Raw genomic sequence first — 24,548 nt, 5'->3', positions numbered from 1 at the left:
CTAACGAATCTCAACAACAATGCCATCTTTAATGACGATTGTCTTTTCGGTTTCTTCCCAGCGATCACCGACTTGAACATCAATGAGCGCCTGTACTTCTTTTTCTTTTAATTCACTGCCAAGGGGAAGCATCTCAAGCTGGCTTTGTTGAAAATCAATATTTTCTATCTTTTGCCTGCGCTGTTCCATCTCTTTTTGAAAAAAGCCGGCTTTGTGCTGGCGGCTGCCTTTTTGCTGCCTTTCCGTCTTCTTTAACTCAAAGCGCAATTGTTCATATTCTTTTTCCAGCTGGCTTTTTTTATCCTGATAAGATGAAAGCAGTGATTGTTTCAACGTTTCTGTTAATACTTGCTTAACCACTGTCGTCCGCAAAACTTGCATGCCTCCGCCTTCCTTTCTATGCCAGATCTTCCTGCCTCCTTGGGAACTAGAGACATCAACCATCTTGGCTAGAAGGTTACAGCCCCCTCCAGCCGGCTTCGCTTTCGTTGTTAAAAATTTATATGAAAAAAGGGAGGTTATCCCTCCCTATTCGGCTATTTCTACATACACTTTTTTTTGGTGAGCAGCGTTTGCTGCTGCTGTTGCAATGGTTCTAACCGCCTTAGCAATGCGGCCGTGCTTACCGATAACTTTTCCGATATCATCTGGGTGAAGAGATAACCGGTAAATTGCTTTGCTTCCTTCTGTCTTCTCTTCTATGATGACTTGCTCCGGATGGTCGACAAGTGGTTTAACAATTGCTAAGATTAGCTCTTCCATTTCTCTTATTTGCTAACTTTAGCGTTGTGGAATTTTTCCATAATGCCTTGTTTAGAGAAAAGGTTGCGTACTGTATCAGATGGTTTCGCACCATTTTGGAGCCATTTTAGCGCTAGCTCTTCATCGATTTTTACCTCTGCTGGTTGAGAGATCGGATTGTATGTTCCGACTGTTTCAATTTGACGTCCATCACGTGGAGAACGAGAATCTGCTACTACAATACGATAGAATGGAGCTCTTTTAGAACCCATGCGTTTTAAACGAATTTTTACTGCCATTTTTAAAGCACCTCCGAATAGTTTTACACAAGATAGAATAATAACAAATAACAAGGTTGTTTGTAAAGGTTTTTTTCTTTACATTTTATTCAGCCCCGATAAAGAGCTGGTTTTTTATGATTCCGCATTGGCCTGGCACGCTTGAACAGCTGTTTTCGCTTTCCTTACATAAACGGAAATTTGAATGGCATTCCTTTTTTCTTGCCTTTTTGCTGCATGCCGGACATCTGCTTCATCATTTTCTTCATTTCTTCAAATTGCTTCAGAAGACGGTTCACTTCTTGAATGGATGTTCCGCTTCCTTTCGCAATCCGCTTTTTGCGGCCGGAACTGATGATTTCCGGATGCTGCTTTTCCTCGCTGGTCATCGATTGGATAATCGCTTCGATATGGGAAATTTGCTTTTCATCTACTTGAACGTTATTTAAGCCCTTAATTTTATTGGCGCCAGGAAGCATTTTTATAATCTCATCCAGCGGTCCCATTGAACGGACTTGCCCAAGCTGCTCAAGAAAATCGTCGAATGTAAAAGACATCGTCCGCATTTTTTGCTCAAGCTCTTTGGCTTTTTCCGAATCCACGCTCGTTTGCGCCTTTTCAATCAGCGTCAACACGTCACCCATGCCCAGAATTCGGGAAGCCATTCGTTCTGGATGGAAAGGTTCGAGAGCATCCAGCTTCTCCCCCATCCCCGCAAACTTAATCGGCTTCTCGGTAACTGCACGGATCGATAAAGCAGCCCCTCCGCGTGTATCACCATCAAGCTTCGTTAAAATGACACCCGTTACGCCGAGCTGATCATTAAAGCTCTGGGCCACATTGACGGCATCCTGACCGGTCATTGCATCTACTACAAGGAAGATCTCATCAGGGTTAGTCAGTTCTTTGATGTCCTTTAATTCGCCCATCAAGTCCTCGTCAACATGCAGACGACCGGCTGTATCAATCAAAACATAGTCGTGATGATCAGCTTTTGCCTGTTCGATTGCCTGCTTGGCAATTTCCACAGGGCTGACTTGATCGCCTAATGAAAACACAGGCATATTCAATTGTTTACCGAGAGTTTCCAACTGCTTAATAGCGGCCGGTCGGTAAATGTCCGCTGCTACAAGCAATGGCTTGCGGTTGTAGCGCTTGCGCAGCAAATTAGCCAGCTTGCCGGTTGTTGTCGTTTTACCGGCCCCTTGCAGACCGACCATCATAATCACTGTTGGCGGCCGCTTGGCTACCGCAATCTGGCTTTGCTCGCCGCCCATCAGCTCAGTCAATTCTTCTTTAACTACTTTAATGACTTGCTGTCCGGGCGTTAAGCTTTTCATTACTTCCTGGCCGACAGAGCGTTCGCTGACTTTCTTGACAAAGTTTTTGACGACTTTAAAGTTCACGTCTGCCTCAAGCAGGGCAAGGCGCACTTCTCTCATCATTTCTTTGACATCCGCCTCTGTGACTTTTCCTTTGCCGCGGATTTTTTGCATCGTATTTTGCAGTCGGTCGGCTAATCCTTCAAATGCCATCTTGCCGCCTCCTAATCTAATTTCTCAAGCGATTCAATAATTGACAGACCGTCATCTGAAACAAATGTCTTTAACTGCTTCAGCAAACGGCTGCGCTCTTGAAATTTTTTAAATAACAATAATTTGCTTTCGTACTCCTCGAGCATTGCTTCGGTACGCTTAATATTGTCATATACCGCTTGGCGGCTTACTTCATACTCTTCCGCAATTTCACCGAGAGAGAAATCATCAAGGTAATAAAGGGACATATAACTGCGCTGCTTATCCGTTAACAAAGAATGATAAAAATCGTACAGAAAATTCATTCTTGTTGTTTTTTCAAGCATGAACAGCCCCCCTTGTTAAGTTAAAACCCTTTACATAAAAACAGTCTACCGACTTTCCCCACTGATGTCAAGAAAATATCTTTACGGCTAAGAAAAGCAAAGAGCGGCCTTCACGCCTGCAGGCAAACGTTCTTGCACCATCCAATGATAAGTTGGGCTAACCATAAAGCCTCCACTAACTGATGGACATGGCAGGCCGCTGCTTCTTGCTGAAAACCAGCTTATTCTTCGTCTTCTTCTTCCGAATCCTGCTCTGTTTCTTCAAATGCTGTTGAAAATAAACCATACACATATTTCTCGGCATCAAATTGCTGAAGATCATCCATTTTTTCTCCTAAACCGACAAACTTGACAGGAATTTCAAGTTCTTTGCGAATAGCCAGCACAATGCCGCCCTTTGCCGTTCCGTCGAGCTTTGTCAGCACAATGCCGCTTACGTCTGTTGCTTCCTTAAACGTTTTTGCCTGGACCATCGCATTTTGTCCTGTCGTTGCATCAAGAACGATCAACACTTCATGCGGCGCCCCCGGCACTTCTCTTTCAATGACTCGCTTTACTTTTTCGAGTTCCTTCATTAAATTCACTTTGTTTTGAAGACGCCCGGCTGTATCACATAACAAAATATCGGCATTCCGTGACTTTGCTGCCCGCACAGCATCATACATGACTGCAGCTGGGTCTGACCCTTCCCCTTGCTTAATGACATCTACTCCTGTACGCTCTCCCCAAACCTCGAGCTGCTCAATCGCTCCGGCCCGGAAAGTATCACCGGCAGCCAGCAGCACGGTTTTGCCTTCTGATTTGAATTTATGAGCAAGCTTGCCGATTGTTGTAGTTTTTCCTACGCCGTTGACACCGACAAAAAGAATAACTGTCAGTCCCTCTTCTTGTATGTTCAGCTCATTCGGCGTTTCCTCGCCATTTTGGTAAATAGCCACGAGCTTTTCTGTAATGATGTCGCGGACTTCTGCCGGGTCCTTCGTATTGCGGCGCTTCACTTCATGTTTTAATTGTTCAATCAGATCCATCACCGTGTCAAAGCCAACATCGGCGCCAATCAGAATTTCTTCCAGCTCTTCAAAAAAATCCTCGTCAATTTTGCGATAGCGCGCGACGAGATCATTTACTTTGCTTGAAAAGTTATCACGTGTTTTAGTTAATCCTGTTTTGAATTTTTCTGCCGCTTGATCGGTAGAAGTCGTTAATTTTTCTTTTAATTTCTTAAAAAAGCTCATCTGCTTTCCTCCTCCATTTACGAATTTGACAAGCCAAATAGCGGCGGCTTTGGCAAACGGCCGCCCGCTGGCTTTTAAGCCTATGAAACAGGTGCTTCTGTTTTTTGATCCATTGTGACGGATACAAGTCTTGACACGCCTGATTCCTGCATCGTAATGCCATAGAGCGCATCAGCTTCCTCCATCGTTCCTTTTCTATGAGTAATAACAATAAATTGTGTATCCTTGCTAAATTGCTTTAAATAGCGGCTAAAGCGGAATACGTTGGCTTCATCTAAAGCCGCCTCTACTTCATCGAGCACACAAAACGGCACAGGGCGCACTTTCAAAATTGCAAACAAAAGGGCGATAGCTGTTAATGCCCGCTCTCCCCCGGACAAAAGGCTTAGACTTTGCAGCTTCTTTCCGGGAGGCTGGGCAACGATCTCAACTCCTGTGCTTAGCAAATGCTCTGGGTCCGTTAATCGCAATTCTGCCCTTCCCCCGCCGAATAATGATTGGAAAACCGGGAGAAATTGTGTGCTGACTGATTGGAAGGTTTCCTTAAACCTTTTCGTCATCTCCTCATCCATTTCCTCGATGACCTGAGATAATGTATCTTTCGCTTCCTGCAAATCGGCCCGCTGCTCCTCCAAAAAGGTATATCGCTCCGATACTCGTTCATACTCTTCAATAGCTCCTAGATTGACGCTGCCTAATTCTTTAATAGACAGTTTAATCAGATGGAGCTTTTTCCGGACTTCCTCAATCGGAAATGGCAGCGGATATTTTTCTTTGGCTGCTTCGTATGTGAGAGCATATTCTTTATTTAACTGCTCCAGCCGGTTATCAAGCTCTACATCAAGACGGTTGATTTTGACTTCTTCATCCTGAACAGCTTCACTCATTGCTTTATGAAGCCTTCTCAATTCTTTCAGCTCTTTGTCCTCGGCCTCCAGACGGCTTAGCTTGTCCATTCGTTCATTTCTGCGCATTGCGATCAGCTTGGTGATTTCTTCTTTATCCTGCCGTTTTTTGCGGGCAGCTTCGTCAATTTCTTCCTCGCCTTGTCCGCTTGCTGACATTTCTGTTTTCAGCCAATTTAAATCCTCATTCCACTGTTTATACTTTTGTTCGGAGGCGGCCAGTTCGGCAAGAACTTGCTTGAGACGCTCGTTCCCTGACATCAGCTGTTCATTTTTAACTGCAAGCTTGGAATTCAGCTCACTGATTGCTTGAGCGATTGTTTCTTTCAAGGTGCTTTCATGCGCCCTTTGCTCGGTTAATTTCTTAATTTGCGCATCAAGAGCTTCAATTTCCTGCCCGCTCTCGGCAAGCTGGGTTTCCGCTTTTTCCAAAAGCTGCTGCAGCCGCTGCTGTTCGGCTTCAAACTCTTGCTTTTCTGTATCATAAATCGACAGGCGGCTGTTGATCGTTTGATAAGCAAATTGCCACTCCAGCTGTTCGTTTTTACATTCCTGCTCTTTTGCCCGGATTGCCTCCGTTTCGTTCCTCATCTCTTTCAAAAGCGCTTCTTTAGAAAGGATATTACCCTTTAATTTTTTCACTTCACGCTCAGCCGCCGCCGTCTTTTCCTCCATAGAAGCAAGCTTGGCTTTTAGCGTTTCCAGCTCATTTTTGCGGCTGATCAACGAAGCGCCTTTTTGCTTTAAGGCTCCTCCTGTCATAGAGCCTCCAGGGTTCACCACATCACCATCGAGCGTGACGATCCGGTAACGGTAATTGAGCAGCTTGGCCAATTCGTTGGCGCCTTCAAGATGGGCGGCGATTACCGTATGGCCGAGAAGGTTCGTGATCGCCGGTCGGTAGGTGCCAGGAAAACGGATCAAGTCAGCTGCAATTCCGATAAAGCGGCCGTCATTTTCAAGCTGTGCAATAAGAGCGGCCGGAAATACTTTTTCTTTTATGGACGTTAGCGGCAAAAATGTTGCCCGGCCAAATCGGTGCTTCTTTAAAAAGCCAATCGCTTCGCGGGCAGCGCGCTCATCAGCGGTGATAATGTGCTGCATGCTGCTGCCAAGAGCTACCTCAATCGCCGTTTCATATTCTTTCGGCACATCAATCATTTCCGCGACGGCCCCTTCAATGCCTGAAAGCTGCCGACCTCTCGCCTTCAAAATTTCTTTGACCCCTTGGAAAAAGCCGGAATAGTCCTCTTCCAAAGATTCAAGCATCTCCTTGCGCGATTTGGCATCTTGAAGAATTTGATAGGCTTGATAAAGACTGGATTCCTGCTTCTCGTATTTCGCTTTCATTGCTTCGAGAAGCTGCTGCTCCCGGTGCAAACCATCTAAATGAGTCGTTACACGCTCTTGCTCAGAGGCGAGGGCGGCTTCAATGGCGGACTTTTTAGCTTCTATTTCCTGCCGTTCCGCCAAATACTTCTTGTTTTCTGCATCGAGCCGCTCTTTTCTGCGTGTCAATTGTTCAAGCTGCTGTTTAACGTGCTGTCGTTCATTCTTGGCAGATGCCTGTATATTCAGCTTATCAATGTAGTCAGATTTTAACGACTCAATTTCTGCTTCCAGATTTTTAGAAAGCTGCTGCATTTCCTGTTGTTGCTTAGACAATTGCTGCCTACATTCAGCTTCTTCCCGCCGATCCGCTTCCACTTTCTCTTTTAGTTGCTCAGCTTGGATGGAAAGCTGCTTGATTTTCTCTTTAGCCTCCGCTAGGTTGTCGGCAAGCTGGCCTTCATTTTGAATCGCGTTCTTTCTTCGTTCCTGAAGCACCTGCTTGCGGCCTTCCAGCTTTTCCAGCTCCTCGCTGGCAGCGAGCAGCACCCCTTGCAAATCGTTCACTGACTCATCAAGAGCCGTAATCTGTGTCCGCAATTCCTCCGCTGTTGCTTCTTTCTTCTGCAAATTGGCAAAAAGTACAGATTCCTGTTCTGCATGCTCGCCATGACTCGACTTTAACTTTTCCCACTGGCCATGCAGCTCGTCAATTTCATATACGATGGCTGCAATGTCATAGCTTGTCATTTCTTCTTTTTTATCGAGATAGTCCCTTGCAATAGAGGCTTGCATCTGCAATGGTTCGATCTGCCCTTCCAGCTCATGCAGTATATCCTGGACGCGCAACAAGTTTTCCTGGGTTTCATCAAGCTTTTTTTCTGCCTTCTTTTTGCGGGTTTTATATTTTAAGACACCTGCTGCCTCTTCAAAAATTGCCCGGCGCTCTTCCGGCTTGCTGTTTAATATTTCTTCTACTTTGCCCTGGCCGATAATCGAAAACGCTTCCTTGCCAAGTCCTGAATCCATAAATAAATCGACGATGTCCTTCAAACGGCAAGGTCTCTTATTGATAAAATATTCACTGTCTCCGGAACGATAGACCCTTCTTGTGACATTGACTTCATTATATTCAATAGGAAGGGTCTGGGCTTCGTTATTTAAGGTGAGCGTCACCTCAGCGACATTCAACTGCTTGCGGCTGTCACTGCCGGCAAAAATGACATCCTCCATTTTACCGCCGCGCAAACTCTTTGCCGATTGCTCTCCCAGCACCCAGCGTATGCCGTCAGTAATGTTGCTTTTCCCCGAGCCATTCGGACCGACTACAGCTGTCACGCCATCGACAAATTCAACAGACACGCGCTCCGCAAACGATTTAAACCCGGCAATTTCCAGTTTTTTCAGGAACATGTTCCTTTCCCCTGCCTTCTACTCTGTAAGTTGTTTCAAAGCTGCCAAAGCCTTTTGAGCGGCCAGCTGCTCGGCTTCTTTTTTGGACTTGCCTTGCCCGTTTCCCAGTACCTCTCCATTCAACGAAACTTGAGAAACAAATTCTTTACTGTGCGCCGGGCCTTTCTCTTGTAGAATTTTATATTCAAGCAGCCCTTTCGTTTGGCGCTGCACCAGTTCCTGCAGCTGGCTCTTATAATCCATCATATGAGAAAAAGCACCGGAATCAATTCGAGGAAAAATAATCTCTTTCAAGAAACTGAGGACTGCATCCATTCCTTGGTCCAAAAATAAGGCGCCCATGAACGCTTCAAATACATCTGCCAAAAGGGCTGGTCTCATGCGTCCGCCAGTCATTTCTTCTCCTTTTCCGAGAAGCACATATTTGCCAAAGTTTAACTCATTAGCGAAGGTGACAAGAGACGGCTCGCAAACCACCGCAGCTCGCAGCTTTGTTAAATCTCCCTCCGACATTAATGGGTATTTTTTGAACAGATAGTGAGAAACGGTTAATTCAAGCACCGCATCCCCTAAAAATTCAAGTCTTTCATTGTCCTCGTATGGTTTTTTCCGATGCTCATTCACATAGGATGAATGGGTAAAGGCATGCTTTAATAAATTCTCATCATGAAAATGAATACCTAAGTTTTCCTGCAGCTGCTGAAACTGCTGCTCTCTTCTCGATAAAGGCCTTTTAGAGTCTCTATGTGGTTTTTTCATTGGATTTCCTCCGGTAATTAAACTAATTTGCATCCACCACACACAGTGTAGTCGAAATTGAAAAAAATCGCAAAAGAAGAAAGCTCCGTTCCAGGAACGGAGCTTGTATTCTTCGAACGATTAATTTTTGCTGTTTATGTAATTCACAGCGTCGCCCACTGTTGCGATTTTTTCTGCATCATCGTCAGAGATTTCCATGTCGAACTCATCTTCTAATTCCATTACAAGCTCAACTACGTCCAAAGAATCCGCTCCAAGATCTTCCTTAAAAGAAGCTTCAAGAGTTACTTGGGATTCCTCTACTCCAAGACGATCTACGATAATTTTCGTTACACGCTCTAATACATCTGCCACACTCATTCACCTCCCCTCAAGTCATTATAGACGATTTTCGGTAAAGATAAAATAAATTTTCTGCTTATCAAGCGCCATTCACTTTCTTTATTGTCCAGCTCCTGGCACTAGCAGCTCGCGGGCAAATCACCCGCAAGCGAGAAAGTCAAAGAGCGACTTCCGCTTTTCACCTTACATGACCATGCCGCCGTCGATGTGAAGCGTTTGGCCGGTAATGTATTTAGAGTCTTCCGATGCCAAAAACACGGCCGCTTTGGCAATGTCTGCCGGATCGCCGAAATAGCCAAGCGGAATTTGGCCAAGCATAGCTGATTTTGCTTCTTCCGGCAACGCATCTGTCATATCTGTCGCGATAAAGCCCGGCGCTATAGCATTTACAGTAATGCCGCGGGAAGCGAGCTCTTTCGCTGTCGTTTTTGTTAAACCAATGACACCGGCTTTAGCAGCAGTATAGTTGGCCTGCCCCGGATTTCCGCTGACACCGACGATAGAAGCGACATTAATAATCCGGCCGCTCCGCTGCTTCATCATCGGCCGAGTAACCGCTTTTGTGCACAGAAAGACGCCTTTCAAGTTGGTATTGATAACATCGTCCCACTCTTGCTCTTTCATGCGCATTAATAGGTTATCACGGGTAATGCCGGCGTTGTTGATAAGAATATCGATCTTGCCGAAGGCTTCTGTTGTTTGCTTGACCATTTCTGCCACCGAATCACTGTCGGCAACGTTGCACTGGATGGCTACTGCTTTGCGGCCAAGCGCTTTGATCTCCTCGACTACTTCATTTGCCTTTGCTTCGCTTCCAGAATAGTTAACGGCTACATCTGCTCCTGCACGAGCGAGCTCCAAAGCAATTTCGCGCCCGATTCCGCGGGATGCGCCTGTTACTAGAGCGGCTTTTCCTTCTAATTTCATTGGGCTGCCTCCTTTAATGCTTTCGCTGCTTCTTGGATGGACGCTCCATCTTGCACAGCGTAAGTTGTTACTTTCCGATTTACTTTTTTGATGAGTCCTGACAGCACTTTCCCGGGACCAATTTCAATAAAGGTATCAACGCCTGCTTCAATAAGCGCCTCGACACTGTCTTCCCAAAGAACAGGAGAATACAGCTGCTGAAGCAGCTTCGCACGGATATCTTCCGCTTTCACTACCGGTTTTGCATCGACATTGGCAATCAGCGGTGTTTCACAATCTTTCACTTCGACTCCGTTCAGCACTGTTTCCAGCTGCTCGGTCGCCGGCTTCATCAAGGAAGAATGAAAAGGACCGCTCACATTTAACGGCAGCACCCGTTTCGCTCCTTTTTCCTTCGCTCGCTCACCAGCTAATGCCACTCCATTTTTTGTTCCTGAAATGACAATTTGCCCCGGGCAATTTAAGTTGGCAAGGCCGACTGTTTCCCCGGATGCTGTGACTTCAGCTGTGACCTCTTGCAAAAGGCTCCGCTCCATTCCAAGCACAGCCGCCATCGTTCCTTCACCGGCAGGCACGGCCTGCTCCATAAATTGGCCGCGCTTGTGAACGGCATAAATCGCATCTTCAAACGTCAGCGCTTTAGCCGCTGCCAAAGCTGTATACTCCCCTAAGCTGTGGCCGGCAACAAAGTCCGGTGTGATGCCTTCCTTTTCAAAAATTCTTAATGCAGCTATGCTCGCTGCCAAAATAGCCGGCTGCGCATGCATAGTTAAAGTCAGCTTTTCTTCTGGGCCATTGAACATAAGGTCACTTAATGAAAAGCCCAGCTTTTGGTCCGCTGCTTCAAACAACTCCCGAACCTCTTGATACTCATCTGCAAGAGCTTTCCCCATTCCGACTGCTTGTGATCCTTGTCCCGGAAAAACAAAGGCGATTTTCCCCACTTTTACTTCCTCCTCACTTATCTGTTGATGACACTACTCCCGCCGCTTCTGCAATTTTAGAAGGGACATCGGCTTCTGCCATCGAATACGCCTGCTTTAAGGCATTATAAAAAGCATTGGCATTGGATGAACCGTGCGCTTTAATCACAGGGGCTTTTAAGCCGAATAACCCAGCGCCCCCATACTCGGTATAATCCATTTGATCTTTTAAACTGTAAAGCTCATTTTTCAGCAAACCAGCTCCCAATTTTGCTTTCAAAGAAGAGGTCAGGGCCGTCTTCAACATGGAAAAAACCGATAAAGCTGTGCCTTCAATTGTTTTGAGCACCATGTTGCCCGTAAAGCCATCTGTCACCACCACATCAGCCACACCGTTTAATAAATCCCGGGATTCCACGTTGCCGACAAAGTGGAGCCCCTCCTGCTGTTTCAGCAACACAAACGCTTCTTTAGTTAAGTCGTTTCCTTTTTTCTCTTCCGTTCCAATATTTAACAGGCCCACACGCGGTCTCGCGATGCCTCGTACTTTTTCCGCGTAAATCGAACCCATAATGGCATATTGGAGCAAATGCTCCGGCTTGGCATCGACATTCGCTCCGAGGTCAAGCATCACAAACCCCTTGCCGTCAACGGTCGGCAAAGTCGGAGCGAGAGCCGGACGCTGAATTCCATCAATGCGGCCCACAACAAACAGCCCGGCAGCCATTAGGGCTCCTGTATTGCCGGCAGACACACAAGCAGCCGCTTCTCCATCGGCGACTGCCTGTGCCATCATGACCATGGAAGCATTTTTTTTGCGGCGTACAGCCCGCACTGGTTCATCGGTTCCAAGAATGACTTCATCTGTATGTATTACTTTTGCCCGGCTATTTGCCGTCAGCAAGGGAGCGATCTGCTTTTCATCCCCGTAAATCAGCACTTTTAGGTCCGGCATTTCTGCCAATGCTTTGTTTGTGCCAAGAATGATCTCCTTCGGTGCATGATCGCCGCCCATTGCATCTATTGCTATCTTCATTATCCTTCATCCCCTGTTGTCATATTGGAACGGTACATAGTAAATTCACCTTGAAAAACAAGCTCTTGACCGACATAGCTGTTCACTTCAACAATCGTCCGGTCATTCGCTGCTTGTATATCAATGACCTTTGCCTTAGCCACAACTCGTTCTCCTTCGTAAACCGACCGCTTAAAACGAATATTGGCTTTGGCAGTCAGAGCCAATTCATCGTTGATCACCGCTACAGCAAGAGAATTCGCTTGAGCAAATACATGATGTCCGCGGGCGATTCCATTTCTAGTAAAGACATGCTCTCTTTTTACATCAAAAATAGAAATGGCACTCTTATCCAATTCAATATCAACAACATCACCGATGACTTCTTCAATCGGCAATGACCGGACTTCATTAGTCAGTCTCTCTTCTGCTACGTGTTTAATTCTTTCCCGCAGCTCCGGAATTGACAGTTCCATTCGGTCCAAACGGATCGTTTGCACACTCACTTGAAACTGCTCAGCCAATTCTTCATCTGTTATAAATGGATTATCAGCAATTGTTTCCTGCAACTGAATCTGTCTTTCTTTTTTTGTACGTCTCATGTTTACACCATCCGATATTAGGACTAGGTACTAACAGTAGTATAAAAGCAAAAAAAAGAGAATGCAAGGAAAAACTTGCATTCTCACGCGCTATCAGCGAACGCGAGTCTTCCTTGCTCCCCTTGGCAGCCAGCAGTTGACACCTTACTAATCTAGCTTCTCACCAGAAAGGGCGCCGGATTCCTCCAAATGCTGGCGCAGCGGCTCATACTCTTTCTCTTTCCAAAACGCCTGCGATTCAATCAGCCGCTTCGCATCTTCTCTGGCCACTTCAAGCGCCCGGTAATCATGCACCATATCAGCTACTTTAAATTCAGGAAGGCCGCTTTGTTTTTTCCCAAAAAAGTCACCTGGTCCCCTTAATTCTAAATCTTTCTCACTCAACACAAACCCGTCGTTTGTTTCCGTCATAATCTTCATGCGCTCCTGGCCAATCTCTGTCTTTGGATTAGCCAGCAAAATACAATAAGATTGTTCGCTTCCCCGGCCAACACGCCCGCGCAGCTGGTGAAGCTGGGAAAGGCCGAACCGCTCTGCATCATAAATGACCATCATCGTTGCATTTGGCACATTTACCCCGACTTCTACTACCGTAGTAGAGACTAGAACGTCCACCTGCTGCTCTGTAAAAGCCTTCATTACCGTCTCTTTCTCCTCTGCAGGAAGCCGGCCGTGCATTAAGCCGACCTGGTAGCGGCCATGAAAGTATTGAACGAGCTGCGCATGAACATCGAGCGCGTTTTGCAAATCAAGCTTTTCCGATTCTTCGATTAACGGACAAATCACATAGGCTTGCCGGCCTTTGACCAGCTCTTTTTCCATAAAACCAAGTACGCGATCGAGCATTTCCTCCTTGGCCCAATAGGTTTCAATTTCCTTTCTTCCAGCCGGCATTTCATCAATGATGGACACATCCATCTCACCGAACACCGTAATCGCCAGCGTCCGCGGAATAGGGGTAGCCGTCATAAAAAGAACATCAGGACTTTCTCCTTTTTCGCGGAGAATGCGGCGCTGATTCACACCAAAGCGATGCTGTTCATCCGTGATTACTAAACCGAGGCGATGGAAGCTCACTTCTTCCTGAATGAGCGCATGCGTGCCGACCAAAATATCGATCTCCCCGGATTCTAGGCGTGCCAGCAGTTCTTTTCGCCGTTTTCCCTTCACTGAACTTGTAAGCAGAGCGATATTTACATCCATTTTTTCAAACAGCTGACTGAGTGATTCAGCATGCTGCTCTGCCAGAATCTCTGTCGGCACCATCAACGCGCCTTGAAAACCGGCCGTGACGCTCGCATACAGGCAAACAGCGGCCACCGCCGTTTTTCCGCTTCCAACGTCTCCCTGAAGGAGCCTATTCATGCGGTACGGCGATTTCATATCAGCACAAATATCGTTCACTACCCTCTTTTGGGCATTAGTCATCGAGAAAGGGAGCGATTGAATAAAACGTTTCAGCTTATGAATATCGTAGGCTTGGGCAATTCCTGCTGAATGTTCCCTTTCGAATTTGCGCAATGCCTGCATCTTTAACTGGAAATAAAGAAACTCTTCAAAAACAAAGCGCCGCCTCGCCTGCTTCATTTCCCTTTCGGATGCCGGGAAATGAAGCGACCTTAATGCCTCCCGGCGTTGCAGCAATTTATACTGTTGGAGAGTTTTTTTCGGAAGAGTTTCCTCTATATGCTCACTATACTGAGACAGGGCGAGTCCGACGTATTTGCGGAAATTCTTTTGCGACAGCGACCCCTTTAATGAATAGACCGCTTCAAAATCGCCTTGTTGGTTATGGGGGCCTGCCGCAAAGTGCTGGGCAGTAATCGTTTGCCGATGCTTATCCCATTTCCCTGTAATCGTTACAGTATCATTTATATTGATCTTGCTTTTCAAATAAGGCTGGTTAAAAAAGGTCACAGTGACTAAATAGCGACCAACCAGCAATTTAAAAGTTAAGCGTGATTTTTTCTTTGAATAAAACATAGAGGACGGCTGGCTATGAACCTTCCCCTCTACCGTTACCCGTTCCTCATGGCCGACCTCAGCTAAGTCTCTCAGCCGGTAATCTTCATAACGGGACGGAAAAAACTCAATTAAGTCTTTAATGCTTTTAATTCCCAGCTCGTTTAATGTTAGAGCTGTTTCCTTGCCGATCCCTTTTAACACATCTACCGGCTGCAAGAGCGGTGATAAGTTAATCTCGGGACTGGAGCGGTACTCCATAAATTTTCGCCTCCAATTTACGCCCGGTAGGTGTGGCTGCCAAACCGCCGCCGGCCGTCTCCCGCAAAGCGGAAGGCATCGTCTGGCCTATCTTATACATGGCATCAATCACTTCATCACAAGGAATCCGGCTCGTGATGCCGGCCAGCGCCATATCTGCCGCTACAATGGCATTGGCTGCGCCCATGGCATTCCTTTTCACACAAGGGACCTCTACAAGCCCGGCTACAGGATCACACACAAGTCCGAGCATATTTTTTAACGTAATGGCCATGGCTTCCGCACACTGTGATGGTGTGCCGCCTGCCATTTCTGTAATCGCCGCAGCTGCCATGCCGGAAGCAGAACCAACCTCAGCCTGGCAGCCGCCCGCTGCCCCGGAAATAGACGCATTATTGGCTACAATATATCCAAAGGCCCCGGCTGTGAATAAAAAACAGATCTTCTCTTCACGGGAAGGCTGAAGCTTCTCTTGTACCGCAAACAGGGTGCCAGGAACAACTCCCGCGCTTCCTGCAGTTGGTGTGGCACAAATCGTTCCCATAGCTGCATTTACCTCATTGGTAGCAACGGCTTTACTCACGGCATCAAGCAAGAGAGGACCTGCCAGCGTATTTCCTTTTTGAATATATTGCTGCAGCAGCACAGCATCTCCCCCGGTTAAGCCAGAAAGAGAATGAACCCCTTTTAATCCCCGCTCGATAGCCTGTTCCATCACATCCAGATTTTTCCCCATTAATTCCATAATTTCCTCGCGGGGTTTTCCCGATACTTCCATTTCCTGTTCAATCATAAGGTCGGAAATCTTCTTTTGGCGGTCTTCAGCCAATTTAACTAATTCAGCTGCGTTTTTAAACAAAGTGACCATTCCTCCTCTTAGCTGGATTAAGGGGCTTGTTAATCAGCCACTCTTGCTACTTGTGTAATATGAGGCAAGCGTCGAATCTCTTCTAATACTTCCTCACTGATCGTCTGATCAACTTCAATCGTCATCAAGGCCATTTCTCCAATCCCTTTTCGGGACACTTGCATATGGCCGATATTAATGTCGTGCTTAGCCAACTCATTGGAAACGGTTGCAATAACACCTGATCGGTCATGGTGAACAACAAGAATTGCTGGATGATGACCTGTTAGCTTAAGTTCAAAGCCGTTTAATTCAGTAATTTCTATTTTTCCGCCTCCAATGGAGATGCCGACGAGCTCCATTTCTGAACGGTCGTCTCCAATTCGGACCCTGGCCGTATTCGGATGATCCGGAATGCTCTTTTCTTTTACAAACTGTATATCTATGTTTTGCTCTTTAGCAATTTCCAATGCATTCTTAATTCGTTCATCAAACGTATCAAAATCAAGAAGGCCGCCGACAATGGCCACATCCGTTGCGTGTCCTTTAAACGTTTCGGCAAATGAACCATAAAAAGAAATAACCGCCCATTGCGGTTCTCTGCCAAATAAGCTTCTGGCTACCCGGCCAATTCTTGCCGCTCCGGCCGTATGCGAACTTGAAGGACCGATCATAATTGGTCCGATAATGTCAAACACGCTTTTATATTTCACCTTGCCGCCTCCTTTAGTGCTGATTGTTTTCAAACTAGCTGGCCTATCTATATACCCTTTAAACCCAGCCGCTGAAAGGCTTGGTTATGATAGCAACAATCCTCTTTATTTTACTATGATCAGGCTGAAAATGCACACAAAGAGGAAGGGAGAGCGCTTCTCTTCCTTCAGACCGTAGACAAACTCAATGAAAACTGAAGTTTGCACGCCGTCTTTTTTAGTTTGCTTGTGGATGAAGGCTGTTGATTTCCATTCCAGGCGCTTCGCTTTCCGCAGGAGTCTTCTCGCCTTTCATTCCAATCAACAGGATGGACAAAATTAGGGTCGCTTTAGACTAGCTGGTATCAGAGAATCATCGACTAGAGAGAGGTCTATCTTTCTCTCAACTAACTTGATAACGATTAAAAAAACGAAAAGTGGTTCGGAAGGATCTCCTTCCGAACCACTTATTATTCCACTGCAAAGATAAATGAATAAAGCGGCTGTTTGCCGTTATGAATCTCCACTTCCACTTCTTCAAAGCTTTCTTCAATAAAGCGGGCTACTTCTTCCACTTCTTTTTCAGAGGCATCTTCTCCGTAAATGATCGTTACGATTTCCGCTTCTTCATCAATCATCTCTTGAAGAAGCTGTTTTGCCGCAGCTACTTTATTTTTATCTGTTAACAGAATTTTCCCATCAGCGATTCCCATAAAATCATCTTTGGCAATTTCAACGCCGTCAATATTCGTATCGCGAACGGCAAAAGTGATTTGTCCAGTTTTCACATGAGCAAGCGCTGCTGTCATAGCTGATTTGTTCTCTTCAAGGCTGGCTTCAGAATTAAAAGCCAACAAAGAGGACATCCCTTGCGGCACCGTTTTCGAAGGAACAACGATTGCCTCCATATTCACTACCTCAGCTGCCTGCTCAGCTGCCATAATAATATTCTTATTGTTTGGCAGAATGATCACCTTGTCGGCGTTTACTTCTTCAATCGCCTTTACAATATCCTCCGTACTCGGATTCATCGTTTGTCCGCCTTCGATAACGGCACATGCTCCCAAGCTTTCAAATAGCTTGGCAACTCCCTCGCCCATGCAAACCGTCACAATGCCGATTTCCCGCTTGGCTTTCGGGACCGCCGCGACCGCTTCTTTTGCCGGGGCGCCGACAATCGCGCTATGCTGCTGGCGCATATTTTCAATTTTCATGTTGATTAAGCTTCCGTAACGCTGACCGTACGTTAATACCTCGCCTGGCTGCTCGGAATGAATGTGCACTTTAGCAATCTCCTCGTCAGCAATAACAAGCAAGGAATCTCCATATTCACTTAAATCCGTCCGGAATTTATCTTCAGAAAACGGGCTTTGCTTCAGCTTGTCCTCTTCGAAACGAACCATAAATTCTGTACAATAGCCAAATTCAATGGCTGATGTATCCATAAAGCCTTGAACATTTTTATGATGCGCTGCACTCACAAGCTCTTCCATATTCGGAGTAATACCGGCTGTTTCGGAAAGCTTTTCTCCCTTCAGTTCTGCCAGGAAGCCTTCATACACAAGCAGCAGCCCTTGTCCGCCGCTATCTACAACGCCTACTTCCTTTAGCACAGGCAAGTATTCCGGCGTCCGCGCTAAGGAGGCTTTTGCTTCTTCCACGAGCCCTTCCATTACAGCGATGATATCCGGCTGTTTTTTCGCCATAGCGACCGCTTTTTTGGAGGCATCTTTAGCTACCGTTAAAATCGTTCCCTCTACAGGCTTCATCACAGCCTTATAGGCAGTTTCAACCCCAGCTTCGAAAGCCTGGGCCAGCTCTTTGCTTGTTATTTCCTGCTTCTGTTCAACTGATTTGGCAAAGCCGCGAAACAGCTGGGACAGAATAACACCTGAGTTTCCGCGTGCTCCCATCAGCAGTCCTTTAGATAAAGCGGCTGCGGTCTTGCCGAAATGAATGGTTGCATTTTGCTGAACTTCCTTCGCTCCCGAAGTCATGGACAAATTCATATTTGTTCCTGTATCTCCGTCAGGAACAGGAAATACGTTCAGCGCATCGACCATGTCGGCATGGGCTGATAAATGAGCGGCCCCCGCCTGAACCATGGCGGCAAACCGCTTTCCATCCAATGAAGTAATTGACACGAATCTTTCCTCCTCACACTCTACGGATTCGTCACGCGAACCCCTTGCACAAAAATATTTACTGCATCAACAGACAAACCGACCGTCTGATCAAGCGTATACTTTACTTTCGATTGCACGTTATTGGCTACTTCTGATATTTTAGTTCCATAGCTGACAATGATGTACATATCAATAAATACTTGGTCTTCTTCTTGGCGTACGATCACACCGCGGGCAAAGTTTTCCCGGCGCAAAATTTCAGTAAGTCCGTCTTTTATTTGTTTTTTTGATGCCATTCCCACAATACCATAGCAATCCATTGCTGCTCCACCGGCAATCATGGCGATCACATCATTTGAAATATCAATCTGTCCGTATTTTGTTCTAAGCTCAATGGCCACTGGGACCCCCCCTTAAAATTGGTTGTAAGCTACAGACATTTTACTATACTTGCCTTTGTTTTAAAAGGAACACTTACCCGCACTATATCATTTCAAAAGAAGCAGGAGGATGTCAAGGTTTTTTTCTTGAAAGACTTTTCAAGAACAGTTGCATTTAAAAAAGTTGTATGGTAAATTATTAAAGTATCTTTCAGAATATCATGAAGTATTGAAACCATCTTTTCAGCTTCAACGGTGAGGAGTGAATAATATGCCAAAAAAATGTGTTGTAACAGGCCGTAAAGCTCGTTCCGGCAACACTCGTTCCCACGCTATGAACGCAAATAAGCGTACTTGGGGGGCCAACCTGCAAAAAGTTCGCATTTTAGTAGATGGCAAACCTAAACGTGTTTGGGTTTCTGCAAGAGCGTTAAAATCCGGAAAAGTAGAGCGCGTATAATAAGCTTTCCAACAGAAGAAAACCGGCTGGTATCAGCCGGTTTTTTCTATTGAAAAACGATTAGCCACCACATGATGGGCTCGCTCATCGAGGAAATTTGTGCGTGCGCCGGCGCAGGCGCTGCTGCTTTTCATCCAGCTTAGCGCCCGGCTCCTGGCACGCACTCCCCTTTTCTAATAAAAATGAAACATGGCAGCACAGAAAAGCGAATGTGCTGACCGGAGCCAGTCCGGCGCTTTCATTGTTCATTTCATCTATCTGTTGTTATGGCCTGCCTCTACTTTTTCAGTGTTCCAAGCATTGCCCGGACGAGCCCGCCAAGAAATTTAGGCAGTTTAATGGTATAAAATTTCATGATTGCCACCCCTCCAATTTAAAGCTGCTCAATCATCAGAACTTCTTATCACCATTAATATGCCGTCTGTAAAAGAAAAAGTACCACTTTCTCCCTCTAATTCATTGCTTACATATAACGTCGACCCCAATTGCACAGTATGGTCCGCCAGCGGATATTTAAAGCCTTCGAGCGTCAACCCTTTTACTTCCTTCGTTACCGGGAAGAAAGAAAAATATTTGTAGGCCGGGTCCTGCCACACCTTTCTTCTAACCGGCCCGTGACAAACCGACAGGCGGTTCAGACGGTCAACGACCTCCACCTCCAGATCATCGGAAACTACCTTCTTATTTGCAAGCAAGCTCACCGTTCCAAAAAAATGATCAAGCCGGCCTCCGGTTGCTCCTAAAACAGTCAACTGCTTGGGATGAAGCGAAAGCGACCATTGTAAAGCAAGCTCCAAATCCGTTTCATCTTTTTCAGCAGGAAAAGTATGTATACTCTTGACTTCTTGCTGGATATAATTCCACTCTTCTTTAGAAACAGAATCAAAGTCCCCAAATGCAGCTTGAGGGGTAATTCCCCGGTTCAGTAAATATACTGTTCCCCGATCTACCCCAATCCAGTAAACATCGCCTTCATCAAAGGCGTTCATATCAGGCAATTCCTTTTCCGGTCCGCCGGCTGCTATTATTACTTTCAATACCTGGCCACCTCCAATCTAAAACCTCCGTATCCCTGTGATGCTTCCAGAAACAAATAGAGCCGCATCAAACGGCTCTATTGTCATCCTACTTACATCGTAGTCGACAACCGAATGTCGGTAATCGCCTGCTTCCGGTCGGCTTTATTATAGACAGCTGATCCAGCTACTAACACATCTGCGCCTGCATCTGTGCACAGCTTTGCCGTTTCTGTATTTACGCCGCCGTCGATTTCAATCAGCACATCCAGCCCTTTCTCCGTAATCATCTGTTTTACTTCCTGAATCTTCGGCACGACCGAATGAATAAAGGACTGGCCTCCGAAGCCAGGATTCACTGTCATTAATAAAACAAGATCAATATCTTCTATAATATATTCCAATACAGAAGCCGGAGTGGCCGGATTCAAGACTATCCCTGGCTTTACCCCAAACGAACGAATAAGTTGAATCGTTCGGTGCAAATGCGGACAAGCCTCGGCATGTACAGTAATATAATCAGCTCCCGCCTTTGCAAAAGCTTCAATATAGAGATCGGGATTCTCAATCATTAAATGTACATCCAACGGGAGCGTTGTAACAGGCCGGACCGCTTCCACAATCAGCGGCCCGATCGTAATATTTGGAACAAAATGTCCGTCCATTACGTCAACATGAATCCAATCTGCTCCGCCTGCCTCTACTTCTTTAATTTCTTCTCCCAGCTTGGCGAAATTAGCTGACAAAATCGATGGGGCAATCTTTACCATATCAATACCTCGGCTTTCTTTCTTTAATTTCATCCATAAATTGCAAATAATGCTCATAGCGGTAAGAAGGAATTTCTCCGTTCTCAACGGCCGCTTTCACGGCACATTTTGGCTCGTTAATGTGCAAACAGCCTCTAAATTTACAATTGTGACTGCGTTCAACCATTTCAGGAAAATACTGCGGAAGGTCCTCCGCCTCAATTTCAGTCAATTCCAGAGAACTAAACCCTGGTGTATCAGCAACCAGCCCATTTTCAACGTTGATCAATTCCACGTGCCGCGTCGTATGCTTTCCTCGGCCAAGAGAATCGGAAATATCGTCTGTTTTCAATGACAGTTCCGGCTTGAGAGCATTTAATAATGAAGATTTGCCAACACCGGATTGCCCTGCAAATACTGACGTTTTCCCTTCTAAATGAACTCTTAATTCAGCAAGAGTAGCTAAGTTTTCTGAAGAAGTAAGAATGACTTCATATCCGAATGAACGATAGTCTGCTGCATAACCGTCAATAGCCGCTTCCTCTTCTTCATTTAGAAGATCCATTTTCGTAATGCAAATAAGCGGCTCTATTTGTTTTGATTCAATCAAAACGAGAAAACGGTCAAGCAGGGCTGTGCTGAACTCTGGTCTGGCAGCAGAAAAAACAAGAATGGCCTGATCAACATTCGCAATCGGCGGTCTAACGAGTTCGTTTTTTCTTTCCTCAATTGCTAAAATATATCCCTCTAAATCGTTTTCCGCTTGGAATTCTACAAAATCTCCAACAAGGGGCGAGACTTTTCGCTTCCGAAACACTCCCCTGCCTCGGCATTGGATAATCCGGCCATTCGTTGACACATAATAAAATCCGCTCAGCGCTTTCACTATTTTCCCTTCAGGCATCCCGTTCCTCCTCTTTTCACTACTTGCCGGCAAACAGCTGTCCGCCGGCGCTCCTTATTCTGCGTTCTTAGACGAATTCGGCGCTTCCGCCGTCATCTCTTCTGTATCTTCTGGATAAGGAATGGTTTCATCAATGATCACTTTTTGATCGCGAATCACTTTATAACCAGCTTTGCTTTCCTTCGTTAAAACAAATTCTAATGTTTTCTTTAAATCTTCATGAATGGTCAGCACTTCAAATGGCTCTGTCATGCTGTGGTTCATATCTTCTATATATATTTGCACTTCCTGCGGCATACCTTCCGCTTCCGGCTCATAAGGAATCGTAATTTCTTTGGTCACTGTTTTCGGCGGTATTTCTTTTTTGCCTTTAGAGATCGTCACCTGCACCTTATCGCCTTTGTTAAGAGAGGTCCCGCTGCTTGGATATTGAGAAATAACCAGTCCCTTGGCTACGGAATCTGAATAATCTTCCTTCATAATAACGACATTTAAGCCAGTTGACTCAGCGTAATCTTTTAAACTTTTTTCATTATAATCCGTTAAGTCGATAAGCTGAATCTTTTCCGGGCCGTTGCTGACTGTGAAAGTAACCGTGGTCTCTTCAGGGATCACCTTATTATCCGGCTCCGGATCCTGGTCAATAATCGTGCCGGCTTCGCTTTCCTCATCATGGACCACTTGTTGTTCCACTTTCTTAAATCCGGCCTTTTCAAGCTCGGCTTTCACCTCATCGAAGGATTTGCCGCGATAGTCAGCAAAGGAGACTGTTGCTTTTCCTGAGCTGATATAAATATTGACTGTATCGCCCTCTTGTATCGTTCGCCCGGCTGCCGGATTGGTTTTAATGACTACTCCTTCAGGTACTTCATCGCTGAATTGCTTTTTTGTTTTTCCAACTTTAAAACCATCAGTTACAAGCCGGGACACTGCTTCATCAAGCTCCTTGCCGCTGACATCTGGAACCTCGACCTCCTTGGGACCAAATAACGAAGGGCTGAAAATAACCGCTGCAGCAGCCAAAGCGGCAAGCAGAAGGAAAACAGCCAAAACGACAGGCCCTCGTTTCCGCTTTTTCTTCTCTTTTGCTTTTTGCGGCGGCTGTCCGTCTTTCGGCTCAACAGGATGAACAATCGTCGTGTCAAGCCCTTTAGAAAGCTCACTGTCTGTAATGACCGGAATGGCTTTCGTTTTTTCATCGTCCTCGTTGATGGAAAACTTTTCTTCGTTTGCTCTGTCTGGGTCAAGAGCTGTCGCTAGATCCTGCTCCATTTCTTCGAGACTCGCATACCGGTGAAAAGGGTCTTTCGCAGTCGCTTTCAATACAATATTCTCTACGCTTTGCGGAATCGCCGGATTCCATCTTTTAACCGATGGTGTCTCAGCTTGTAAATGTTTAAGTGCCACCGATACAGCCGATTCTCCCGAAAACGGCAGCTGCCCCGTGAGCAATTCAAACATTACAATTCCCAAAGCGTAAATATCTGATTTTTTCGTAGCCATGCCTCCCCGTGCTTGTTCGGGGGAAATATAGTGAACGGAGCCAAGAACCGCGTTCGTCTGCGTAATAGACGTAGAACTTAACGCCATAGCAATGCCAAAATCCGTAATTTTCACATTGCCTTCCCGGTCCATCAATATATTGTGCGGCTTGATATCCCGATGGATAATGGAATTATGATGGGCAAAAGCAATAGCTGAGGCCAGCTGCTTCATGATATCGATTGTTTTTTCAACCGGGATCGGCGAATGCTGCTGGATATACTGCTTCAGCGTCATCCCGTCCACGTATTCCATAACGATATAATTAATGCCCTCCTCTTCTCCCACATCGTAAATATTGACGATATGCGGATGAACGAGGCTCGTAGCTGATTGCGCTTCTCTCTGAAAACGCCGGATAAATTCTTCTTCATTTACGAAGTCCAGCCGCAGCACTTTCAGGGCGACTTCTCTTTCCAAAATGATATCCTGCGCCAAATACACATTGGCCATGCCGCCGCCGCCAATCATTTTAATGATCTTATAACGGCCGCCCAGCCGCTTTCCGATTAACATACTGGTCTCACCTGCTTTCAAGGCCAGCAGAATGTTCGAGGATCACAAGAGTAATATTGTCTTCTCCTCCGTTTTCATTTGCCATTCGGATGAGGGATTCAGCTTTTTCCTCAATGGAAAGCTCGGCTTCTAAAATCCGCTGCATTTCTTGCTGTGCCAGTTTATTGGATAAGCCATCTGAACATAGAAGAAGCGCATCTCCCTGTTCAAACATCACGGTGTAGTAATCAGCCATGATATCACGCTCTGTGCCGAGTGCACGGGTCAATACATTTTTTCGGGGATGATGCTCCGCATCTTCCTTTGTAATTTCGCCAGATTTGACAAGTTCATTGACAAGCGAATGATCTTCCGTCACTTGGGTAAAGCCGCTCTCGTTGAATAAATAACCGCGGCTGTCTCCGATATTGGCAATCGTGCAAAAGCTGGCTGTGCATATAGCAGCAACAAGTGTAGTCCCCATCCCGCTGCACTCAGGAACATCTTTTGCATGGGCCAATACTTTTTCATTGCTTTGCAGAATAGCTGTTTTCAGCCAGCTTTCCGCCTGGCTGGCCGTTTCGATTGCTTCGACTGCTGTCCATAATGATCTCATCGTTTCAATAGCCATATGACTAGCAATATCCCCGGCATTATGGCCGCCCATGCCATCAGCAACTATAGCCAGGCGGTCGCCCGCCGCATTCAAAAACACTCCGCCGTTGTCTTCATTATGAGGACGAATCCGGCCTTTATCTGTCCGAAAAACAGAGTCCATAGGGGC

General features: G+C 45.9%; 26 protein-coding genes. 1 reads left to right on the top strand and 25 read right to left on the bottom strand.

Annotated features, from left to right (window positions below; translation table 11 throughout):
• The 18 genes from B1A98_RS01805 to B1A98_RS01720 form a co-directional block, all read right to left on the bottom strand.
• Window positions 1-381, bottom strand: a complete 381-nt coding sequence (locus B1A98_RS01805) for a YlqD family protein (protein WP_063383647.1) — start codon at window positions 379-381, stop codon at window positions 1-3.
• A 147-nt stretch (window positions 382-528) separates the two neighbouring features.
• Window positions 529-762, bottom strand: coding sequence for a KH domain-containing protein (locus B1A98_RS01800; RefSeq protein WP_041099938.1), 234 nt, complete (start codon window positions 760-762; stop codon window positions 529-531).
• A 5-nt stretch (window positions 763-767) separates the two neighbouring features.
• Window positions 768-1,040, bottom strand: a complete 273-nt coding sequence (gene rpsP, locus B1A98_RS01795) for a 30S ribosomal protein S16 (RefSeq protein ID WP_041099936.1) — start codon at window positions 1,038-1,040, stop codon at window positions 768-770.
• 164 nt (window positions 1,041-1,204) lie between these two features.
• Window positions 1,205-2,554, bottom strand: coding sequence for a signal recognition particle protein (gene ffh / locus B1A98_RS01790; protein ID WP_063383501.1), 1,350 nt, complete (start codon window positions 2,552-2,554; stop codon window positions 1,205-1,207).
• A gap of 11 nt (window positions 2,555-2,565) precedes the next feature.
• Window positions 2,566-2,880: a putative DNA-binding protein gene (locus B1A98_RS01785; RefSeq protein WP_041099932.1), complete on the bottom strand. Its 315-nt coding sequence runs from the start codon at window positions 2,878-2,880 to the stop codon at window positions 2,566-2,568.
• Window positions 2,881-3,101: 221 nt separating this feature from the next.
• Window positions 3,102-4,115, bottom strand: coding sequence for a signal recognition particle-docking protein FtsY (gene ftsY, locus B1A98_RS01780; protein ID WP_063383500.1), 1,014 nt, complete (start codon window positions 4,113-4,115; stop codon window positions 3,102-3,104).
• Window positions 4,116-4,195: 80 nt separating this feature from the next.
• Window positions 4,196-7,762 (bottom strand): chromosome segregation protein SMC, encoded by a 3,567-nt coding sequence (smc, locus tag B1A98_RS01775; RefSeq protein ID WP_063383499.1) that lies wholly within the window; start codon window positions 7,760-7,762, stop codon window positions 4,196-4,198.
• An 18-nt stretch (window positions 7,763-7,780) separates the two neighbouring features.
• A complete protein-coding gene (rnc, locus tag B1A98_RS01770; RefSeq protein ID WP_041099926.1) occupies window positions 7,781-8,521 on the bottom strand; it encodes a ribonuclease III in 741 nt (246 codons plus the stop codon).
• A 120-nt stretch (window positions 8,522-8,641) separates the two neighbouring features.
• Complete coding sequence (acpP, locus tag B1A98_RS01765; RefSeq protein ID WP_041100323.1) at window positions 8,642-8,875, bottom strand: acyl carrier protein; 234 nt, start codon at window positions 8,873-8,875, stop codon at window positions 8,642-8,644.
• A 171-nt stretch (window positions 8,876-9,046) separates the two neighbouring features.
• Window positions 9,047-9,790: a 3-oxoacyl-[acyl-carrier-protein] reductase gene (gene fabG, locus B1A98_RS01760; RefSeq protein ID WP_063383498.1), complete on the bottom strand. Its 744-nt coding sequence runs from the start codon at window positions 9,788-9,790 to the stop codon at window positions 9,047-9,049.
• Window positions 9,787-10,734 (bottom strand): ACP S-malonyltransferase, encoded by a 948-nt coding sequence (gene fabD / locus B1A98_RS01755; RefSeq protein WP_063383497.1) that lies wholly within the window; start codon window positions 10,732-10,734, stop codon window positions 9,787-9,789. The genes fabG and fabD overlap by 4 nt, the downstream gene beginning before the upstream one ends.
• Window positions 10,735-10,747: 13 nt before the next feature.
• On the bottom strand, window positions 10,748-11,749 hold the full coding sequence (gene plsX / locus B1A98_RS01750; protein ID WP_063383496.1) for a phosphate acyltransferase PlsX: 1,002 nt from the start codon (window positions 11,747-11,749) through the stop codon (window positions 10,748-10,750).
• Window positions 11,749-12,330 carry a transcription factor FapR gene (gene fapR / locus B1A98_RS01745; protein ID WP_041099918.1) on the bottom strand — a complete coding sequence of 194 codons (582 nt, stop codon included), beginning with the start codon at window positions 12,328-12,330 and terminating at the stop codon, window positions 11,749-11,751. The genes plsX and fapR overlap by 1 nt, the downstream gene beginning before the upstream one ends.
• A gap of 147 nt (window positions 12,331-12,477) precedes the next feature.
• On the bottom strand, window positions 12,478-14,553 hold the full coding sequence (recG, locus tag B1A98_RS01740) for an ATP-dependent DNA helicase RecG (RefSeq protein ID WP_082821603.1): 2,076 nt from the start codon (window positions 14,551-14,553) through the stop codon (window positions 12,478-12,480).
• Complete coding sequence (sdaAA, locus tag B1A98_RS01735; RefSeq protein ID WP_063383495.1) at window positions 14,525-15,412, bottom strand: L-serine ammonia-lyase, iron-sulfur-dependent, subunit alpha; 888 nt, start codon at window positions 15,410-15,412, stop codon at window positions 14,525-14,527. Before sdaAA ends, recG begins: the two co-directional genes overlap by 29 nt.
• A gap of 38 nt (window positions 15,413-15,450) precedes the next feature.
• Complete coding sequence (gene sdaAB / locus B1A98_RS01730; protein ID WP_063383494.1) at window positions 15,451-16,113, bottom strand: L-serine ammonia-lyase, iron-sulfur-dependent subunit beta; 663 nt, start codon at window positions 16,111-16,113, stop codon at window positions 15,451-15,453.
• Window positions 16,114-16,562: 449 nt separating this feature from the next.
• Window positions 16,563-18,236, bottom strand: a complete 1,674-nt coding sequence (locus B1A98_RS01725) for a DAK2 domain-containing protein (protein ID WP_063383493.1) — start codon at window positions 18,234-18,236, stop codon at window positions 16,563-16,565.
• Window positions 18,237-18,256: 20 nt separating this feature from the next.
• Window positions 18,257-18,619 carry an Asp23/Gls24 family envelope stress response protein gene (locus B1A98_RS01720; protein WP_041099908.1) on the bottom strand — a complete coding sequence of 121 codons (363 nt, stop codon included), beginning with the start codon at window positions 18,617-18,619 and terminating at the stop codon, window positions 18,257-18,259.
• A 250-nt stretch (window positions 18,620-18,869) separates the two neighbouring features.
• Between B1A98_RS01720 and rpmB the strand changes: the two genes are divergently transcribed.
• On the top strand, window positions 18,870-19,058 hold the full coding sequence (rpmB, locus tag B1A98_RS01715; protein WP_041099906.1) for a 50S ribosomal protein L28: 189 nt from the start codon (window positions 18,870-18,872) through the stop codon (window positions 19,056-19,058).
• 84 nt (window positions 19,059-19,142) lie between these two features.
• On the opposite strand, the gene B1A98_RS20300 is transcribed toward rpmB, so the two are convergent.
• The 7 genes from B1A98_RS20300 to B1A98_RS01685 form a co-directional block, all read right to left on the bottom strand.
• The gene (locus B1A98_RS20300) at window positions 19,143-19,307 is read right to left on the bottom strand and encodes a hypothetical protein (protein WP_158286004.1); all 165 of its coding nucleotides are present in this window, start codon (window positions 19,305-19,307) and stop codon (window positions 19,143-19,145) included.
• 28 nt (window positions 19,308-19,335) lie between these two features.
• Entirely contained in the window at window positions 19,336-19,413 is a 78-nt protein-coding gene (spoVM, locus tag B1A98_RS01710; RefSeq protein WP_099098601.1) for a stage V sporulation protein SpoVM, read from the bottom strand.
• Window positions 19,414-19,441: 28 nt separating this feature from the next.
• Window positions 19,442-20,095, bottom strand: a complete 654-nt coding sequence (locus B1A98_RS01705; RefSeq protein ID WP_063383492.1) for a thiamine diphosphokinase — start codon at window positions 20,093-20,095, stop codon at window positions 19,442-19,444.
• Window positions 20,096-20,187: 92 nt separating this feature from the next.
• Window positions 20,188-20,844, bottom strand: coding sequence for a ribulose-phosphate 3-epimerase (gene rpe / locus B1A98_RS01700; RefSeq protein WP_063383491.1), 657 nt, complete (start codon window positions 20,842-20,844; stop codon window positions 20,188-20,190).
• Between the two features lies 1 nt (window position 20,845).
• Window positions 20,846-21,727, bottom strand: coding sequence for a ribosome small subunit-dependent GTPase A (gene rsgA, locus B1A98_RS01695; RefSeq protein WP_063383490.1), 882 nt, complete (start codon window positions 21,725-21,727; stop codon window positions 20,846-20,848).
• Window positions 21,728-21,781: 54 nt separating this feature from the next.
• Entirely contained in the window at window positions 21,782-23,785 is a 2,004-nt protein-coding gene (pknB, locus tag B1A98_RS01690) for a Stk1 family PASTA domain-containing Ser/Thr kinase (RefSeq protein WP_063383489.1), read from the bottom strand.
• Between the two features lie 7 nt (window positions 23,786-23,792).
• Entirely contained in the window at window positions 23,793-24,542 is a 750-nt protein-coding gene (locus tag B1A98_RS01685) for a Stp1/IreP family PP2C-type Ser/Thr phosphatase (protein WP_041099897.1), read from the bottom strand.
• Window positions 24,543-24,548 lie beyond the last annotated feature (6 nt).

The organism is Pseudobacillus badius (assembly GCF_002189605.1).
GTDB lineage: Bacteria > Bacillota > Bacilli > Bacillales > Domibacillaceae > Pseudobacillus > Pseudobacillus badius.
Note: the sequence above shows the minus strand (reverse complement) of the source record. Positions and strands in the feature narration are given on the sequence as shown.

What these genes read in the sequence shown, in the direction of transcription:
- rpe (WP_063383491.1), bottom strand. Translation starts at nt 20,844, where the DNA reads ATGGTAAAGATTGCCCCATCGATTTTGTCAGCTAATTTCGCCAAGCTG.
- rnc (WP_041099926.1), bottom strand. Translation starts at nt 8,521, where the DNA reads ATGAAAAAACCACATAGAGACTCTAAAAGGCCTTTATCGAGAAGAGAG.
- B1A98_RS20300 (WP_158286004.1), bottom strand. Translation starts at nt 19,307, where the DNA reads ATGAACAATGAAAGCGCCGGACTGGCTCCGGTCAGCACATTCGCTTTT.
- fapR (WP_041099918.1), bottom strand. Translation starts at nt 12,330, where the DNA reads ATGAGACGTACAAAAAAAGAAAGACAGATTCAGTTGCAGGAAACAATT.
- fabG (WP_063383498.1), bottom strand. Translation starts at nt 9,790, where the DNA reads ATGAAATTAGAAGGAAAAGCCGCTCTAGTAACAGGCGCATCCCGCGGA.
- recG (WP_082821603.1), bottom strand. Translation starts at nt 14,553, where the DNA reads ATGGAGTACCGCTCCAGTCCCGAGATTAACTTATCACCGCTCTTGCAG.
- rpsP (WP_041099936.1), bottom strand. Translation starts at nt 1,040, where the DNA reads ATGGCAGTAAAAATTCGTTTAAAACGCATGGGTTCTAAAAGAGCTCCA.
- plsX (WP_063383496.1), bottom strand. Translation starts at nt 11,749, where the DNA reads ATGAAGATAGCAATAGATGCAATGGGCGGCGATCATGCACCGAAGGAG.
- spoVM (WP_099098601.1), bottom strand. Translation starts at nt 19,413, where the DNA reads ATGAAATTTTATACCATTAAACTGCCTAAATTTCTTGGCGGGCTCGTC.
- B1A98_RS01805 (WP_063383647.1), bottom strand. Translation starts at nt 381, where the DNA reads ATGCAAGTTTTGCGGACGACAGTGGTTAAGCAAGTATTAACAGAAACG.
- B1A98_RS01785 (WP_041099932.1), bottom strand. Translation starts at nt 2,880, where the DNA reads ATGCTTGAAAAAACAACAAGAATGAATTTTCTGTACGATTTTTATCAT.
- pknB (WP_063383489.1), bottom strand. Translation starts at nt 23,785, where the DNA reads ATGTTAATCGGAAAGCGGCTGGGCGGCCGTTATAAGATCATTAAAATG.
- ftsY (WP_063383500.1), bottom strand. Translation starts at nt 4,115, where the DNA reads ATGAGCTTTTTTAAGAAATTAAAAGAAAAATTAACGACTTCTACCGAT.
- smc (WP_063383499.1), bottom strand. Translation starts at nt 7,762, where the DNA reads ATGTTCCTGAAAAAACTGGAAATTGCCGGGTTTAAATCGTTTGCGGAG.
- rsgA (WP_063383490.1), bottom strand. Translation starts at nt 21,727, where the DNA reads ATGCCTGAAGGGAAAATAGTGAAAGCGCTGAGCGGATTTTATTATGTG.
- B1A98_RS01800 (WP_041099938.1), bottom strand. Translation starts at nt 762, where the DNA reads ATGGAAGAGCTAATCTTAGCAATTGTTAAACCACTTGTCGACCATCCG.
- rpmB (WP_041099906.1), top strand. Translation starts at nt 18,870, where the DNA reads ATGCCAAAAAAATGTGTTGTAACAGGCCGTAAAGCTCGTTCCGGCAAC.
- B1A98_RS01685 (WP_041099897.1), bottom strand. Translation starts at nt 24,542, where the DNA reads ATGGACTCTGTTTTTCGGACAGATAAAGGCCGGATTCGTCCTCATAAT.
- ffh (WP_063383501.1), bottom strand. Translation starts at nt 2,554, where the DNA reads ATGGCATTTGAAGGATTAGCCGACCGACTGCAAAATACGATGCAAAAA.